This window comes from Halomonas sp. McD50-4 (assembly GCF_022348135.1).
Lineage (GTDB): Bacteria > Pseudomonadota > Gammaproteobacteria > Pseudomonadales > Halomonadaceae > Vreelandella > Vreelandella piezotolerans.
The window spans coordinates 88,984-105,074 of sequence record NZ_JAKRFG010000011.1; the positions used below are offsets into that span (position 1 = coordinate 88,984).

At 60.3% G+C, this 16,091-nt stretch carries 14 protein-coding genes; 3 read left to right on the top strand and 11 right to left on the bottom strand.

Going from position 1 to position 16,091, the window contains the following annotated elements; all coding sequences use genetic code 11:
* Positions 1-2: 2 nt before the first annotated feature.
* From MHM85_RS13785 to MHM85_RS13800, 4 genes are all read right to left on the bottom strand, one after another.
* Complete coding sequence (locus MHM85_RS13785) at positions 3-737, bottom strand: lysophospholipid acyltransferase family protein (RefSeq protein ID WP_139527835.1); 735 nt, start codon at positions 735-737, stop codon at positions 3-5.
* On the bottom strand, positions 734-1,627 hold the full coding sequence (locus MHM85_RS13790) for a sugar nucleotide-binding protein (RefSeq protein WP_139527834.1): 894 nt from the start codon (positions 1,625-1,627) through the stop codon (positions 734-736). The genes MHM85_RS13785 and MHM85_RS13790 overlap by 4 nt, the downstream gene beginning before the upstream one ends.
* A gap of 68 nt (positions 1,628-1,695) precedes the next feature.
* On the bottom strand, positions 1,696-2,289 hold the full coding sequence (gene ssb / locus MHM85_RS13795; protein ID WP_139527833.1) for a single-stranded DNA-binding protein: 594 nt from the start codon (positions 2,287-2,289) through the stop codon (positions 1,696-1,698).
* Between the two features lie 76 nt (positions 2,290-2,365).
* Positions 2,366-3,745, bottom strand: a complete 1,380-nt coding sequence (locus tag MHM85_RS13800; protein WP_219862369.1) for an MFS transporter — start codon at positions 3,743-3,745, stop codon at positions 2,366-2,368.
* Between the two features lie 170 nt (positions 3,746-3,915).
* On the opposite strand from MHM85_RS13800, the gene uvrA reads away from it, so the two are divergent.
* Together uvrA and MHM85_RS13810 are read left to right on the top strand one after the other, a co-directional pair.
* A complete protein-coding gene (uvrA, locus tag MHM85_RS13805; protein ID WP_239286273.1) occupies positions 3,916-6,765 on the top strand; it encodes an excinuclease ABC subunit UvrA in 2,850 nt (949 codons plus the stop codon).
* A gap of 120 nt (positions 6,766-6,885) precedes the next feature.
* Complete coding sequence (locus tag MHM85_RS13810; RefSeq protein WP_239286275.1) at positions 6,886-7,623, top strand: Crp/Fnr family transcriptional regulator; 738 nt, start codon at positions 6,886-6,888, stop codon at positions 7,621-7,623.
* Positions 7,624-7,695: 72 nt separating this feature from the next.
* On the opposite strand, the gene MHM85_RS13815 is transcribed toward MHM85_RS13810, so the two are convergent.
* Together MHM85_RS13815 and MHM85_RS13820 are read right to left on the bottom strand one after the other, a co-directional pair.
* Complete coding sequence (locus MHM85_RS13815) at positions 7,696-8,445, bottom strand: ribonucleoside-diphosphate reductase (protein WP_219862365.1); 750 nt, start codon at positions 8,443-8,445, stop codon at positions 7,696-7,698.
* Between the two features lie 50 nt (positions 8,446-8,495).
* Positions 8,496-10,607, bottom strand: coding sequence for an adenosylcobalamin-dependent ribonucleoside-diphosphate reductase (locus MHM85_RS13820; RefSeq protein ID WP_219862363.1), 2,112 nt, complete (start codon positions 10,605-10,607; stop codon positions 8,496-8,498).
* 204 nt (positions 10,608-10,811) lie between these two features.
* On the opposite strand from MHM85_RS13820, the gene MHM85_RS13825 reads away from it, so the two are divergent.
* On the top strand, positions 10,812-11,375 hold the full coding sequence (locus MHM85_RS13825; RefSeq protein WP_168444417.1) for a hypothetical protein: 564 nt from the start codon (positions 10,812-10,814) through the stop codon (positions 11,373-11,375).
* Here the strand turns inward: MHM85_RS13825 and MHM85_RS13830 are convergent.
* Genes MHM85_RS13830 through MHM85_RS13850 form a run of 5 tightly spaced genes read right to left on the bottom strand, consistent with a single transcriptional unit; the run spans position 11,372 to position 16,059 of the window.
* Positions 11,372-13,384 carry a sensor domain-containing diguanylate cyclase gene (locus tag MHM85_RS13830; RefSeq protein WP_219862361.1) on the bottom strand — a complete coding sequence of 671 codons (2,013 nt, stop codon included), beginning with the start codon at positions 13,382-13,384 and terminating at the stop codon, positions 11,372-11,374. The genes MHM85_RS13825 and MHM85_RS13830 overlap by 4 nt on opposite strands.
* Before the next feature lie 23 nt (positions 13,385-13,407).
* Positions 13,408-14,079, bottom strand: coding sequence for an OmpA family protein (locus MHM85_RS13835; protein ID WP_139527825.1), 672 nt, complete (start codon positions 14,077-14,079; stop codon positions 13,408-13,410).
* Positions 14,080-14,083: 4 nt separating this feature from the next.
* A complete protein-coding gene (locus tag MHM85_RS13840) occupies positions 14,084-14,899 on the bottom strand; it encodes a MotA/TolQ/ExbB proton channel family protein (RefSeq protein WP_139527824.1) in 816 nt (271 codons plus the stop codon).
* 33 nt (positions 14,900-14,932) lie between these two features.
* Entirely contained in the window at positions 14,933-15,640 is a 708-nt protein-coding gene (locus MHM85_RS13845) for an RNA polymerase sigma factor FliA (protein WP_139527823.1), read from the bottom strand.
* A gap of 26 nt (positions 15,641-15,666) precedes the next feature.
* A complete protein-coding gene (locus MHM85_RS13850) occupies positions 15,667-16,059 on the bottom strand; it encodes a flagellar protein FlhE (RefSeq protein WP_239286277.1) in 393 nt (130 codons plus the stop codon).
* Positions 16,060-16,091: the final 32 nt, after the last annotated feature.

Below are 16,091 nucleotides of genomic sequence, written 5' to 3' on the forward strand. Positions count from 1 at the left end.
GCTTAGCGAGCCACGGGCCTTGGGACCTCGGAAATCTCCTGCAGCTGCCCCTCGATCCAGGCTTCGACATCCACCAACACCTCGTCGGGCGTGCGCCCTTCGGTCGCGATGGGCGGTCCAATGCGCACGCGAAGCACCCCTGGGCGCTTGACCCAGTGACGACCAGGCCAGCGCTCACCGGCATTGTGAGCAACGGGAAGCACCGGCACACCGGCTCGGCAAGCAACGACGCTACCGCTTTTGTTATAGCGCTTGCGCACGCCAGGATCTACCCGCGTGCCCTCTGGGAAAATCAGGACAGACAGGCCAGTGCCCAGGCGTTCGACGCCCTGTGTCAGCACCTGTTTCATGGCTCGCGCGGGCTTGGAGCGATCCAAACTGATCGGGCGTAGCAAGCGCAGCCCCCACCCAAAAACGGGAATGCGCAGCAGCTCGCGCTTGAGCACGGTGCACACCGGCGGCTTCATCACCTGCAGAAAGACCGTCTCCCACTCACACTGGTGATTGGCTTGAATGACGCAGGGCCCTGACGGGATATTCTCCCGCCCCTGAATCTCATAGCGCACACCGCAGGCAATGCGGAACCACACCATCAAGAAGTAGTTGTAGAGATTCAACAGCCGATAGCGAGCCGCCAGTGGCAGAAACGGTGCGATGGGTAAAAAAAGCACCCCAATGAGCAGCATGGCAGTGAAATAACCTACATAAAACAGCAGGCTGCGACCCACATTGATCAAACTGACTCTCCTGTCCCAACGTCATCGGGCTGCTGGTCGCGGGTGAGACACCAAGCATCCAGCATGCGTCCAACTTCCAGCCGCCATGGCTTTTGATGAACGCCAAACACATCCAGCACGCGGCGACAGTTCAATACGCGGCGTAATTTAGCATCGTGGTGATGGTTCAGTGCTTGCACCTCACCTAGCGCGACCGTCTCACCTCGGCCCTCCAGGTGTGTCGCCAATTGTGTGCGCACCATCGAGGTAAAGGTGAACGCACTGACCGGCTCCGTCCCTGCCAAATGGTAGGCCCCCCAAGCGTCGGCCCCGCAGGCCTGCTGCTGCAGCATACCGATGAGCGCCATCGCCACTGCATCGGCCGATGTTGGGCAACAGACGACATCCTCGGCGGCCCGAACCGCCTGCCCGGTCACCAAGCTATCAATGATTTCATTCAGCCAAGCGTGGCTGCCTTCCAGCGCGAACAGGGGCCCCAAGCGCACGATCAGGTGTCGGTGGTAGTCGGCGCGAATGCGGTCGCCGGTCTGGACGAGGCGGCGCAAACACTCGTCGCGTGGGGCGGGCACGACGTGCTCATCGATGGGGATATCGAATCCCTCTTCGTAAAGCTGATCGGACACGCACCAGACCAGCGCCACTCCTTGGGTTTGACACGCATCCACGCAGCGCTCCACGGCGTCCGCATGGGCTTTTACCTCGGCAGGGGTCATGCTCAGCGGATGCGCCAGCGGCGGAATGATCACCGCATCGGGCGCGATGGCCTGCAGCTGGCTCGCCGAAACGGCGAGGCCCTGTTCGATTACCAGCTCGGTATCGGTGCGCCGGCTCGCTTCCCGAGCCAATGCTAAACTCAAGCAGTGCCCGGCATCCAGTATCAGCAGCTTCAAGACAGACCCTCTTCCTCAACCCAAGAACGTAAACTCTTGCGTCATGCGGTGACGAACGCCTGCCAGCGTTAGAACGGAATTTCGTCGTCGAAGTCGTCGAAATTGCCCGGATCAGGCGCACCGTAGCTGTTGTTCTGCTGGTTAGGCGCAGGCTGCTGGGGCGGCGCAGAGCGCTGCGGAGCGCCTTGATTGGGGTAACCACCTTGTTGGGGTGGCTGCTGCTGACCATAGTTTTGGCCATAGTTCTGCTGCGGCGGGGCCTGCTGAGCAGGTGCCTGCTGGGCATAGCCACCTTGCGGCGCACCGCCGCCCTGGTAGTCACCGCTGCGGCCATCGAGCATCTGCATGTCGTTGGCGACGATCTCCGTACTGTAGCGGTCCTGGCCATTTTGATCCTGCCATTTGCGCGTTTGCAGGCGGCCTTCGATATAGACTTTCGAGCCCTTTTTCAGGTACTGCTGGGCAATTTCGGCCGTTTTGTTGAACAGCACCACGCGATGCCATTCGGTGCGCTCCTGACGCTGGCCGCTTTGACGATCCATCCAGGTATCAGAGGTGGCCAGGTTCAGGTTCGCCACCGCGGTACCGGAGGGAGTGAAACGGACTTCCGGATCCTGGCCTAAGTTGCCAATCAAAATAACTTTATTAATCCCGCGCGCCATAAGGTCGCTCCTCATCATTCATCGTGTACATTAGCGGTCACTGACAGCTGGTCACAGCTAAGCCAGCGGTGAGTCATTAGGTTCGTGGCGGCGACATCAGTCTCGACAACGCCGCCTGGTCCAATGCGTCGCGATTGACCTTCAAGTAGACCAAACGCTCTTCTGGCACGACCATCACATCTTCTACGCCGACCACGTCGGCAAGATGCTCCATCAACAGGTTCATCGCATCGGGCTGCGTTTCGTGCAGCGCCATCACTTCACTCGAGAGCGGCGGCGGCGACGGCATACGCCACATGGCCGTCCACCACCCTAGCGCCAACAAGGCACAGCCTATGAAGACGGCGTTCAACCCCCAAACGTTGGCTAACAAGCCGCCCAGCGTGCCGCCTAAAAAGGCGCCTAAAAACTGGCTGGTGGAGTACACCCCCATGGCCGTCCCCTTGGCACCCGCTGGGGCCAGCTTACTGAGCATGGAGGGCAGCGTCGCCTCCAGCAAATTAAATCCGGTGAAAAACACGAACAACCAAACGAACAGCCAACGTCCTTGCGAGAGCGACATCCCCAGGCTCGCCAGGCTCAAGGCAATGGCCCCAATGGCCAGCAGGCACATCAGCTTCATCCGCTGACGTTTTTCCGCGACGATGACCAGCGGCACCATGGCGACGAATGACAGTGCCATGATGCCGAGATAGGCAAGCCCATGGTACTCCGCTGCTACGCCTGCATTGAGCAAGCGAAACGGAATGGCGACGAAAATGGCCATCAGTACCAAATGCAGCGCAAAAATCGATAGATCCAGTCGCCACAAATCGGGTCGAGTCATCACGCTCTTGAACTGTTTGCGATCCAGCCCAACGTCGCGGTGGCGCAACCGGCGCGGAGCGGGCGGCACCCAGCGCCATAGCACCACCAGTCCCACCAGCGTCAACAGGGCGGTAAACCAAAACACGCCGGAGAGACCGGCCCAGGCGGCCAGCCAGGGACCAAGCACCATGGCAATGGCAAACGACACGCCGATCGAAAGACCGATGGTGGCCATGGCGGCGGTGCGAACCTGCTCGCGGGTTTGATCGGCCAGTAGCGCCATGATGGCCGCCGCCACGGCGCCACCGCCCTGCAGCGCGCGCCCGGCGATCACGCCGACAATCGTATCCGCCATTGCAGCGATCACACTACCGACGGCGAAAATCACAAGCCCCATGGCAATCACTCGCTTGCGCCCGATACGATCAGAGAGCAGGCCAAACGGAATTTGCAGCGACGCCTGGGTAAGGCCATAGATGCCTAACGCGACCCCCACGAGCAGCGGCGTTGCACCTGCCAACGTATCAGCATAGAGCGCGAGTACCGGCAGAACCATGAAGAGTCCCAGCATACGAGACGCGTAAAGGCCAGCCAAGCCGCTGATTGCACGGCGTTCAGCGGCCAGCAGCAGTGCGGAAACCTTGCGCATAGTGCCCTTGTGTATGGTGGATGGGCCAGAACGGCCTGAGATAACCGACCATTCTAGCGCTTTGTCACCACGCTGGAAACGCCAGCGCGGTGGCGACAGCAGAGACAGTTTTGCCGGGAAGGGTACAGCAAACGTATAATTACGCTTTTGCCACGCGATTCGAGGTGTTGATGGACAGCATTCTGGTCAGGGGTGCCCGCACCCACAACCTCAAGCAGATCGATGTGGAGCTGCCCCGTGACAAACTGATTGTCATTACCGGGCTCTCCGGTTCCGGCAAGTCATCGCTGGCGTTCGATACGCTCTACGCGGAGGGGCAGCGTCGCTACGTGGAGTCGCTTTCCACCTACGCGCGACAGTTCCTGTCGATGATGGAAAAACCCGATGTGGATCACATCGAGGGACTCTCTCCGGCCATTTCCATCGAGCAGAAGTCCACCTCGCATAACCCTCGCTCGACGGTCGGTACGATCACCGAAATTTACGACTACCTGCGCCTGCTGTTTGCCCGCGCCGGCACACCGCGCTGCCCCGAGCACGGGGAAGACCTAGAAGCCCAGACCATCTCGCAAATGGTCGACCAAGTCATGAATCTCGCCGAAGGCACCAAGCTAATGCTGTTGGCCCCAGTGGTGAAGGGCCGCAAAGGCGAGCATTTACAATTGCTCAGCGAGCTGCGTGCCCAGGGGTTCGTGCGGGTGCAGATCGACGGTCAAGTGCTCGAACTCGACGACATCGCACCATTGGATAAGCGTAAAAAACACGATATCAGCGTGGTGGTCGACCGCTTCAAAGTACGCGACGACATTGCCCAGCGGCTGGCAGAGTCGTTCGAGACGGCGCTGAACCTGGCCGACGGCACGGCGATGATTCACTTCATGGATGGCGAGCAGGAGGATCTCGCCTTTTCATCGCGCTTTGCCTGCCCGGTGTGTGGCTACTCGCTCTCCGAACTCGAGCCGCGCATGTTCTCTTTCAACAACCCGGCGGGGGCCTGCCCGACCTGCGATGGCTTGGGCGTTCAACAATACTTCGACCCCGACAAGCTCATCAGCCACCCGGAGCTATCTCTGGCGGAAGGCGTCATTAAAGGGTGGGATCGGCGCAACATTTATTACTTCACCCAGTTACAAGCACTGGCCAAGCACTACCGCTTCGAGCTGGAAACGCCCTGGCAGGACTTAGCGCGACACGAGCGCGACATCATTCTCAACGGCAGCGGCAATGAGCAAATTCCGTTCGTGTACGTGGGGGATCGCGGCCGCAAAGTCACTCGGGAGCATGCGTTCGAGGGTGTCTTGCCCAATATGCAGCGCCGCTATCGCGAAACCGAGTCCAACATGGTGCGCGACGATCTCGCCAAGTACATCGCCGTCCAGCCGTGTACGACCTGCGGCGGCTCGCGGCTACGCAAAGAGTCGCGCCATGTCTACGTGGACGAACACAACATTGCCGATATCGTCCACCTGCCGATTGGCGAGGCGTGGAACTACTTTGCCGAGCTCGACTTACCCGGTCGTAAAGGCGAGATCGCCGCCAAGATCGTCAACGAGATCCACGCGCGCCTGGAGTTCTTGGTCAACGTGGGCCTGGACTACCTGAACCTGGAGCGCAGCGCCGACACCCTCTCGGGCGGCGAAGCCCAGCGCATTCGTCTGGCCAGCCAGATCGGCGCGGGGCTGGTAGGCGTCATGTACATCCTGGACGAGCCCTCCATCGGCCTGCACCAGCGGGATAACGATCGCCTGTTGAAAACCCTGGAGCGGCTGCGCGACCTGGGCAACACCGTGATCGTGGTCGAACACGACGAGGACGCCATTCGCGCGGCGGACCATGTGCTGGACATTGGCCCCGGTGCCGGGGTGCACGGCGGTGAAATCGTCGCCCAAGGCACGCCTCAGCAGGTGATGGACAACCCTCACTCACTGACCGGTCAATATCTCTCTGGCACCCGCGAAATTGCCGTGCCGCCCTATCGCATTCCCGGCAATCCCGATAAGCAGCTAGTGGTACACGGCGCGACGGGCAATAATCTGCAAAACGTCACCCTCAGCCTGCCGCTCGGGCTCTTCATTGCCGTCACCGGAGTATCCGGTTCGGGCAAGTCGACGCTGATCAACGGCACCCTGATGCCGATTGCGGCCCGCGAGCTCAACCGTGCCACCACGCTCACTCCCGCGCCATATGAGAAGGCCGAGGGCCTCGATCAGCTCGATAAAGTGATCGATATCGACCAGAGTCCGATTGGTCGCACGCCGCGCTCTAATCCGGCCACCTACACCGGCATTTTCACGCCCATTCGTGAGCTGTTTGCGGGCACCCAAGAGGCACGTTCACGGGGCTACAAACCGGGCCGCTTCAGCTTCAACGTCAAAGGTGGGCGCTGCGAGGCGTGCCAGGGCGAAGGCATGATCAAGGTCGAGATGCACTTTCTGCCGGATATCTACGTGCCTTGCGACGTGTGCAAAGGGAAGCGCTATAATCGCGAAACGCTGGATATTCATTACAAGGGTAAAACCATCCACGAAGTGCTGGAGATGACCGTGGAGGACGCCCTGGCATTTTTCAGCCCAGTGCCTGCCATCGCCCGCCGCCTACAAACGCTGATGGACGTTGGGCTTTCGTACATTCGCTTGGGCCAGAGCGCGACCACCCTCTCTGGCGGTGAAGCCCAGCGAGTGAAGCTCGCCCGCGAACTCGCCAAGCGCGACACCGGGAAAACGCTCTATATTCTGGATGAGCCCACCACGGGACTGCATTTCGAGGATATTCGCCAACTGCTCACGGTCTTGCATCGCCTGCGCGATCACGGCAATACCATCGTGGTGATCGAGCACAATCTGGATGTGATCAAGACCGCTGACTGGCTAATCGACCTGGGCCCGGAAGGCGGCTCGGGTGGCGGACAAATCATTGCCGAAGGCACCCCGGAGCAGCTTGCCAAGCAGCACGTCTCGCATACAGGGCGCTTTTTGGCCCCGCTTCTCGAGCGGGGTCACCGCGCGTCAACCACCTCTTAAGCGGCCGTCCCGGCGCAAACGCGCCGGGAGACGCAAAAGAGCGAGCATGCCGCGTGACGACTGCTTATAGTAAGTAACGACGCCGTTTAACAAAGGTGGTTTGCACGAGGAGAAGCACGCGTGGAACAGGATAAGAGCTGCATTATTCGCCACTTTAGCCACTACTGTACGCTGACAGACGACGAAAAGCAGTTGCTCAATTCACTCGAAGAGAGCCCTGACGACATCAAGGCTGGTTCGCTACTATGGGAGATGGGCGCCCCTGCCAACGAGTTTTGCACGCTGCGCAGCGGCTGGGCTTACTCTTACCGTCACCTAGAAAATGGTGATCGGCAGATTCTCGAAGTTTTCCTCCCCGGGGACATCATCGGCCTGCGGGAGTTTGCGTTTTCTCAGCGTCTCGAGAACGTGCGCATGATTACGGACGGAGTGGCCTGCCATTTCCCCCATAAACGGATGCTCGATCTCTTTCGTGAGTCGCTGCCGCTCACCTCGGTGATGTTCGCCATCGGCGGCCGTCAGCAGGCGCTGCTCACCGAACGGTTGGTGAACCTCGCACGGCGCAGCGCGCGCCAAAAGATGGCCCACTTCCTCCATGAAATGTACCTGCGCCTACGCCAAACCAATGACGATATTAGTGGGCAGTTCCGTCTCCCGCTCTCCCAAGAGCAGCTGGCCGATATTCTGGGGCTGAGCCCGGTGCATGTCAGCCGCACGTTCAGCGCGCTCAGCGAGGATGGTTTGGTCTTCCGCGACCGCCACCACGTGTCGATTCCCGACCTGGATGCTCTGGCCACGGAAGGAGAGTTCGATGACTGCTACCTGACCGATAACGTCCGCCCCCTGCTCGACGGTTGATCCTCCGATGACGGCTGATGCGACGTGTGCCGCCCGCTGGCCCAGCGCGCAGCACTTAGCAAAGGGGGCGCGTCAGCCACACTTGGACCAGCCGCATCCGGCGTAGCAGGTAGGACAGCCATCCATCATGATCAAGTCCCCTCGGCACTCGGGGCAGGTGCCCACGGTGGCCGGCGCGCCGCTGGCGGATACAGGCGCGCCTGAGGCCTCATCGACAGTTGGACGCTCCTCGGGCTGCCAAGCATGGCCATGCTGCATTCGGTGGGCGTAGCGGGCAACCAGCGTCTCGACCGGCACTTGGTGGCCGTCCTGATCCAGAAAGCCACGCCGATAGAGAATCTGCTGAATCGACCAAGCAATCGCCGCCACTTCAGAATCGTGAAACATGGGCTTATCCCAGCGATTCATGCCACAGCGCACCAATCCCTTATCCCAGGCCACCTTGCGAAGATCCGCCACGGCCTGCGTGACATAGCCGCCCCGCGCCGCTAGCGACAGGCTACGCATCGTGGCAGTGATCCACTGATGCTCGCTGGAGAGCTGGCCCGACGGAAAGAAAAACTCCACCGGGCGCTCGATCACCACGCGCTTACCACCGACCACCCCCTCCACCGGCATGAACGACACCAGCAAATAGACCTTCTTACGCCCTTCGGCCCCCACGTAGGAGATCTTCTCCGACACCGCCTCCAGCGTCCCCTCCGGACGCGAGGGGATACGGACCGTCAGCGGGTCCTCCTCGGCCAACACGGGCTCGGGGGTAGGCCGTTCCGGCTGTTTGATTCGGTAACCGACAATTTTCGACGTGATTTCGACCGCCATAACGCTCTCTCCCAATGTTTGACCGTTGCTCAAGCCTACGCGTGCGCTGGTTACCACTTACCGTAAGTGCCCTCTTTCAAGGCATCGAACAGGTTGGCCGCGTTGTGCTCCTCACCGTCATAGAGCACTTTTTCATCGCCCGTCAGTTCCAGCGTTTCGCCACTCTCTAGTTCGAAGACGTAGGTGGTGTTCTTGAGATCGTCTTCCCGCACCAGCACCCCTTGAAACGCTTCTGGATTGAAGCGGAAGGTCGTGCAGCCTTTCAAACGGCTCTCATACGCCTGCAAATAGAGGTCTTGGAACTGCTCGAACGGGAACTCGGTCGGCACGTTGACCGTTTTGGAAATGGCAGAATCTACCCACTGCTGCGCGGCGGCCTGCACGGCGACGTGCTGTTCGGGCGACACCGAGTCGGCGGTGATGAAGTAATCCGGCAGATCGCTTTCTACCGCATCGGCAGCGATGAAGTGGCGATAGGCGGCCAGCTCGAAGGAGACCACTTCCACCTGCTCCTTTGTCTTTTTGCCGGACTGAATGATGTTGCGGAAATAGCGATGTGAGAACGACGGCTCGATACCATTCGAGGCGTTGTTGCCCATGGAGAGCGAAATAGTGCCCGTCGGGGCAATCGAGCTGTGATGAGTGAACCGCGCGCCGTGCTCGGCGAGCTGCGCCACCAAGTCCGGCTCCAGCTCGGCCACTTTGGCCATGTATTGGCTATAGCGGGCATGCAGAATGCGGCCCGGCACTTTGTCACCGACCTCGTAACCGTCGCTGGCCAGCTGTGGGCGCTCGCGCATCATTTTTGGCGTGATGGTGTGCTCCTCTTCGAGCACCGGCGCCATGCCCTTCTCTTTAGAGAGTTCCAGCGCTTGCTTCCACCCTTCCAACGCGAGGTGACGACTCACTTCCTCAGTGAACGTCAGCGATGCCTGAGAACCGTAGGGTATCTTCAACATGGTCAGTGTCGAACCGAGCCCTAAAAAGCCCATGCCGTGGCGGCGCTTGGCTTCGATTTCGCGCTGCTGTTGGGGAAGCGGCAGTCCGGCGATTTCCACTACGTTATCGAGCATTCGGGTAAAGATCGCCACGACGTTACGATAGCGCTCCCAGTCGAAGCGCGGCTCGGCGCTAAACGGTTCGATCACGAACTTGGTCAAGTTGACCGATCCCAGTAGACAGGCCCCTTCTGGTGGGAGCGGTTGTTCACCACACGGGTTGGTCGCGCGAATATCTTCACAGAACCAGTTGTTGTTCATACGGTTGACCTGATCGATCAAGATGAAGCCTGGCTCGGCGTAGTCGTAGGTGGAGGCCATGATCGTGTCCCACAGCTCGCGGGCCTTGATCACTTCGACAATGCGGCAGGCCACGCGCCCCTGATCATCCACCGTGTAGCCCTCTTCGATCACCGGCCAGTCGCGGTAAATGATGTCGTCAGCACTAACGTCCTCTTTTTCACCTGGGTGCAGCGGAAAAGCCAGCGGCCAGTCGGCGTTGTGCTTCACTGCTTCCATGAACTCGTCGGTGATCAGCAGGCTAAGGTTAAACTGGCGCAGCCGCCCGGCTTCACGCTTGGCCTGGATGAAGTCCCGCACGTCGGGGTGACCGACATCGAAGGTCCCCATCTGGGCACCGCGACGTCCCCCGGCGGATGCCACGGTGAAACACATCTTGTCATAGATATCCATGAAGGCCAGCGGGCCATTGGTGCCCGCGCCTGCGCCAAACACGAAAGCGCCTTTGTGTCGCAGCGTCGAAAAGTCGTAGCCAATGCCCGCGCCCGATTTCAGGGTCATCCCAGCATCGACCACGGAATCGAGAATATCGCGCATGGAGTCATGGATGGTACGCGAGACGGTGCAATTGATCAGACTGACGGCGGGTTTGTAGGCGTCGGCACCGGCATTGGAGAGAATACGGCCGGCGGGAATCGCGCCGTTCTCCAACGCCCAGCGGAACTTGGGCAGCCACTCGTCAGCGTGCTCGCCCTCGACGGCCGCTAGCGCGCGCGCCACGCGTTCGAACGTCGCCGAGACATCCTGATCTACCGGCTGGCCATGGCGATCTTTCAACCGATATTTGGCATCCCAGATCTCTCTTGAGGGGGCCTGCAGAGGGACCTCACTGGATGTCTTCATCGCCTTGGCTGCGGTGTTCATGTCACGAAACTCCTTCACGAGGGATCAATAGCGGCTAAAACGGCCCGATGATACAAGGCATCGCCAGAGAGTATAGCCCCGACTTTCTACTATATCGGCTGCTTTTTTTAGACAAACCCACTAGATATAGAAAAAACAGCACCTTACCCTTTTGATTATTCACAACACGCTATAGGCTTAGGGTTTTCGATGACGATACGATCTATGAGCCCCACTCGCGCACTCTCTTCCTACGCGTTGTCCACGCTCCTGCTGGCGAACCCGGCGCTGGCGGCCACGTTCAACGTGAGTTCTACCGAACCCCACGGGCACTGGCAGTCGATGGCCCTTAGCCTTGGCGACGAACGCCACTTCCGCGCCGTGGAGACCCACAGCTACTCAGACGCTACGCTCAGCGTGAACACGACCCAGGGTGTCTGCGACCTGCCTTGGCTCGAGATGCGAGTGACGCTGGCGCAACAGCAAGGCGAAAGCCGTGCGGTGAACCTCGTGCCGACGCGGCTACGCATCGACGACCAGCCGATCATCGACACCATGGCGGAGTTCATTACCGAGCGCGGCGATGACGGCTTTTATGCCCATTTCTATTTGCAAGATATGGAGACGCTGATCGAGGAAATGCAGTCGGGGGAACAGCTCTTCCTTGGCTTCGATCAGAACGAGCGGGAGCCTTGGTACATGACCTTTAGCCTGGCGGGTGCAGATGCGGCCATCTCGCGCATGCAAGCGTTGTGCAGTGCGGCCGCCGAGACGGCCCGCACGCCTTAAGTCACGCGCTCTTCGGCGAGTTCTACGCGGTTACGGCCGCTACGCTTGGCTCGATACATGGCAGCGTCGGCCCGGGCCATCAACGTTTTACAGCTATCGCCGGGCTGCCAAATGGCGACACCGATGCTCACCGTGATGGGCTGATCCAGACCGCTGACGTGCAGTGTCGCCACCAGGCTACGCAGCCGCTCAGCCAAGCCGACCGCGGCGTCCATGTCCGAGTGCGTGGCGAGCACCACGAACTCTTCGCCGCCCCAGCGGCCCAGGTGGTCACAGCCACGTAGCGAGGTTTCCACCAGGCGCGCCAGCGATACCAGCACGTCGTCGCCCACGCTGTGTCCGTGGGTATCGTTGATCTGCTTGAAGTGATCCACATCGAATAGCAGCAGCGCAAAGGCAGCGCCGTACCGTTTGGCCGCGACCAGTTCGGCATCGATGGCCTGTTCGATACGGTAGCGGTTCCACACCTGGGTGAGCGGATCGAAGTGGGCGAGCTGCTCCAAGCGCTGATTAGCAGCGGCAAGCGCCTTACGCTCACGCTCTAAATGCATGTTCAGCGTGCTGATCTCGTAAGCGGAGATCGCCAGCGTCAGGTCTTCTCCCAGGTCCATCACCGCCAGGCGCTCGACGCGCTGCCACGCCTCGCTTTTGCCCACTACCTCTTCGCACCAGGCCGCCGACGGCGCCACCATCACCGGGGGTAGCGGTGCCGAGGTCGGTTGCATCGCCCAGTAAAGCGTTTCTACCTGCTCGGGGCGAAAGAAGATCAGCCAGCCGCGCTGAGCCACGCTCATGGGCAGCGGCACGGCCAGAATGCCACATTGGTCTGGCATGTTCAGGGATTCGGTCAAGGGCTCGCTGGCCACGCCACGGGTACACCAAGGCCCGCTGTGTCGATGCGCTTTGTCGAGCCGTTTGACGAACTGAGCGACGACTGCGGCGTCGGGCGTATGACCGTCCGCGTAAACGCTGCCTTTCAGCCACAGTGCAACACCGTGGGCGCGAAACAGCGAGCACCATGTCTCCGCTTGGGCTGACAACAACTCGATGGGGCTTTGCGGCTCGACACGGGCATTCGTCGAGAGCACCAAACTATCTTGTACGCGCTGAAGATAGCGGGCCTCTTGTCGAGCCCTGAGTAGCAAAAGCCGCTGGGTCGCCATCTGGACGAGGGTGCGAACGGCATCGCGGACTGGCGGCGACACCGGATGAGGCGCTGCCGAGTGGCAGAACAGCAAGCCCCACAGCCCGGTGTCGCCCTGCATGGCCAGGCTCATCGCACCGCGTACGCCCAACCGTTGCAAGTAGCGCTGACGCTCCGGCGCGGGGGCACGTAAAAAGCAGTGGCGCAAATCGACGCTCTCGCCCTCTGGCGTACACGGCAGCGGCGGTTCTGCATGGGCGCTGGCGTCATGAATCAAACGGATCGGATGGCGCTCGTAGGTGCGGCGCAGCGTGATCGGAAAGTCACTGGCAGGAAAGCGTTGGCCCAGCAGCGCAGGCAGGTGCCCGCCTTGCGCTTCGGCGACGATCAGCCCGTGCCAATCGCTGTCGAAATGACAGACCGAGACGCGATCATGACCGGTGAGCTGTTGCACGGCGGTCACTAAATAATCCAGCAGTTCTTCTTGATGGGTCGCTTCGGCTAGACGCATCAAGCGCTCGTTGACGGTCCCCAGCAGGCGTCGTTTGCCCAGCGGGCTGAGGGGCTCGATTTCGACCACCACGTGGCGATGCGTGCGATAAGCGTGAACCTGCAGGCGCGTAGTGTCATGTAGCCGACGGAAGGCCAGCGGGCTCGCTAACCGCTGGCGTCCATGCAGCTCTTGGCGCAATCGCTGGCTCAACCGCTTGCCCAGCACGGTGGCGGGGGAAATCGCACGGAGCTCGGTGTCTGCCAATCCCAGCAGTTTGGTTAGGTTGCGACTGACCGCCTGAATGCGCCGACTCTCACCGTCGAGCACCATGACGGCGCCAAACGATTGTAGTAGCGAGTGATGCTTCGACACGCAGATAGCCTCGAGATAGTGCTTTACCCCTCGACCTGCTGCCTCAGCAGCAGTTCAACGCGCCGGTTGGCTGCTCGCCCTTCCGAGGTAGCGTTACTTTCCATGGGTTGGGTGTCGGCATAACCGACCGCCCGCATACGTGAAATGGCAATGCCTTGCCGCTCTAATTGGCGCACGACCGCAATGGCACGGCCTACTGAGAGCTCCCAGTTCGATGGAAACCTCGGCGTCGAGATAGGCACGTTATCGGTATGACCTTCAACGGAGATTTGCCCATCGAAAGTCGCCAGCACGGAAGAGAGTCGTTCTAACACATCTTGCCCTTGGGGCGTTAGCACATCGTTGCCGCTGGGAAACAAAAGGCTGTCGTCGATGCGCAGCGTCACGCCCTCTTGACCTTGCGAGACGCTTACACCGGGAATGTCGAGTCCCGCCATATGAGGTTGCAACCCTTCATGGCGTGGCTGAATACCCGTGGCCAAGCTAGCGAGCGGCAGTGAGGTCACGGCGCTGGCGACGCTCAGGGCCTCGTGGCTCTGCCCTTCGCCGCCGCTCGGCGGCGCCAAGGCTAGCAGCAGAACGAACAGCGTGATGAGCAGTGTGAGTACGTCCAAGTAGCTGGTTAGCCAGCTCTCGTCACTCTCACCCACTGCAGCGGGCAGCTCCAGGGCATGCCGTGAGTCGCGGTCAAGCATGGCGCTACCCTTTCAATGCGGAGCCAACGTCGGGGCGGGGTTTGACGTTGGCGTCCCGGATCTCATCGTGGTAGTTCGCTACGAAGGAGTTGAGCGTCTCTTCAATGAACGATGGCAAGCGGCGCTTGGTGATCAATGAAATCCCTTCGAGCACCATGTTCATGGTAATCAACCGCTCCTCGGTGCGCCGCTCCAGCTTGACGGCAATGGGCTTGAACACGAGGTTGGCCAGCAAGATACCGTAGAAGGTGGTCAGCAGTGCTACCGCCATGCGGGGGCCGATGACCTGAAGGTCTCCGGCATCCATGACTTCGAGCATGTTGACCAGCCCCACTAACGTGCCGATCATGCCGAAAGCGGGCGCGTAGGTCGCCATGGTGCGAAAAATTTGCGCTTCGGCGTGTTCGCGGGCTTTCAAGCGGGCGATACGCCAGCGCAGCATGTCGAAAATCTCATCCTCTTTGGTATTGGCGATCACAAGTTGAATACCGGTTCGTAGAAACGGGTTGCGGGTGTGCTCGAGCTCCCGTTCGACGGCCCGCACGTCACCTTTGAACCAGAGCCGCGACATGGACACCAGCTCGTTGATGTCGTCCCGCACATAGGTATTCTCACGGCGGAACACCAAGCCCACCAAACGCACCACTCGCAGCACTTCTTTCAACGGATAGCTGATGAAGGTCGCCGCCAGCGTACCGGTGATGACGATGGCCAGTCCCGGCACATTGATAAAACTTTCGGGCGACTCTGCAGTAAAGAACAGCACGCTTACCAGCAGCAACATGCTGGCAAAGATACCGATCAACGTAGATGGGTTCATCAACGGCTCCTCGCCGAGTAGGGTGAGTGGGTATTAGGATTCATCGTGATCGCGTAAACGCGCGCGCAGACGGCTCACCGCCTGACTGTGTAGCTGGGAGACCCGCGATTCGGTGACGCCCAGCACCGCGCCGACCTCTTTAAGGTTCATCTCTTCTTGGTAATAGAGCGCCATCAGCAGCTTTTCACGCTCGGGTAATGCCTCGATGGCCTCGATCAAGGTGTGTCGCTGCTGCTCATCAAGCAATTGGTCAAACGGCCGATGCTGGGCATCGTCACCCGCCGGCTCACCGCCATCGGCGACCAGCTCTTCGAACGGCAGCAGTTGACCACTGTTGGTGTCATTCAACAGCTGCTGGTACTCGCTCAGGGGCATCTCCAGCTCGCGGGCAATTTCACCCTCTTCAGGGGGGCGGCCCAACTGCTGCTCCAAGCGGCGTACCGCATCGTCCACTGCCCGCGCCGAACGACGTACGCTGCGCGGCAGCCAGTCGCGAGTGCGCAGCTCGTCCATCATGGCACCGCGAATCCGCTGGCTGGCGAACGTCGCGAACGTGGCACCCTGGGCAGCATCGAAGCGTCCCAGCGCCTCTAATAGCCCCACCATGCCTGCCTGGATCAGATCATCTAGCTCAATACTTGCGGGCAATCTTACCTGCAGCGTTAAGGCCTGACGTCGCACCAGTGGCATGTATTGGGTCAACAGCTCACTTTGTTTGATCCTGCCTTGTGCTGTATACATCCTCGTGCCTCGCGGCTGAACGGCCTTTACCGATAATTCACTATCACCTGTAGCCCCTGCACCCTCACTGGCCGCTGGCCCGGCGACAGTGCAAACCGAAAGTGCAGCGGCGCATTTGCCAACATGCCTTCCAGCGCAGTGGTACTGCCGCGCATGCCCGACAGTGCCACGCAGCGCTCAGGGTGACACAACCAAGCGTTGACGGGGTGACTCGGTGGGGTTTCGAACCGCCACTGCACGCGCGTTAGCGTCGCTCCTCCCAGCGGGATGCCTGCTGGTGGCGAAATGGCCTGGCTCTGACTGGTGCGGTCGCTCATGGCGACCAACACGCCAGGCACGTCTCGGCTCCAGCTACCCGTTGCCGCCTCGACGCTAACGACCCACATGATGGTTGCCAGCATCGCTGCGTAGGGGCTCACCCTTTTCACTGTTAACAACTTTACGGCTTTTA

What these genes read in the sequence shown, in the direction of transcription:
- MHM85_RS13825 (WP_168444417.1), top strand. Translation starts at nt 10,812, where the DNA reads ATGAGCCCCACTCGCGCACTCTCTTCCTACGCGTTGTCCACGCTCCTG.
- MHM85_RS13800 (WP_219862369.1), bottom strand. Translation starts at nt 3,745, where the DNA reads ATGCGCAAGGTTTCCGCACTGCTGCTGGCCGCTGAACGCCGTGCAATC.
- MHM85_RS13815 (WP_219862365.1), bottom strand. Translation starts at nt 8,445, where the DNA reads ATGGCGGTCGAAATCACGTCGAAAATTGTCGGTTACCGAATCAAACAG.
- MHM85_RS13820 (WP_219862363.1), bottom strand. Translation starts at nt 10,607, where the DNA reads ATGAACACCGCAGCCAAGGCGATGAAGACATCCAGTGAGGTCCCTCTG.
- MHM85_RS13845 (WP_139527823.1), bottom strand. Translation starts at nt 15,640, where the DNA reads ATGTATACAGCACAAGGCAGGATCAAACAAAGTGAGCTGTTGACCCAA.
- ssb (WP_139527833.1), bottom strand. Translation starts at nt 2,289, where the DNA reads ATGGCGCGCGGGATTAATAAAGTTATTTTGATTGGCAACTTAGGCCAG.
- MHM85_RS13835 (WP_139527825.1), bottom strand. Translation starts at nt 14,079, where the DNA reads ATGCTTGACCGCGACTCACGGCATGCCCTGGAGCTGCCCGCTGCAGTG.
- MHM85_RS13840 (WP_139527824.1), bottom strand. Translation starts at nt 14,899, where the DNA reads ATGAACCCATCTACGTTGATCGGTATCTTTGCCAGCATGTTGCTGCTG.
- uvrA (WP_239286273.1), top strand. Translation starts at nt 3,916, where the DNA reads ATGGACAGCATTCTGGTCAGGGGTGCCCGCACCCACAACCTCAAGCAG.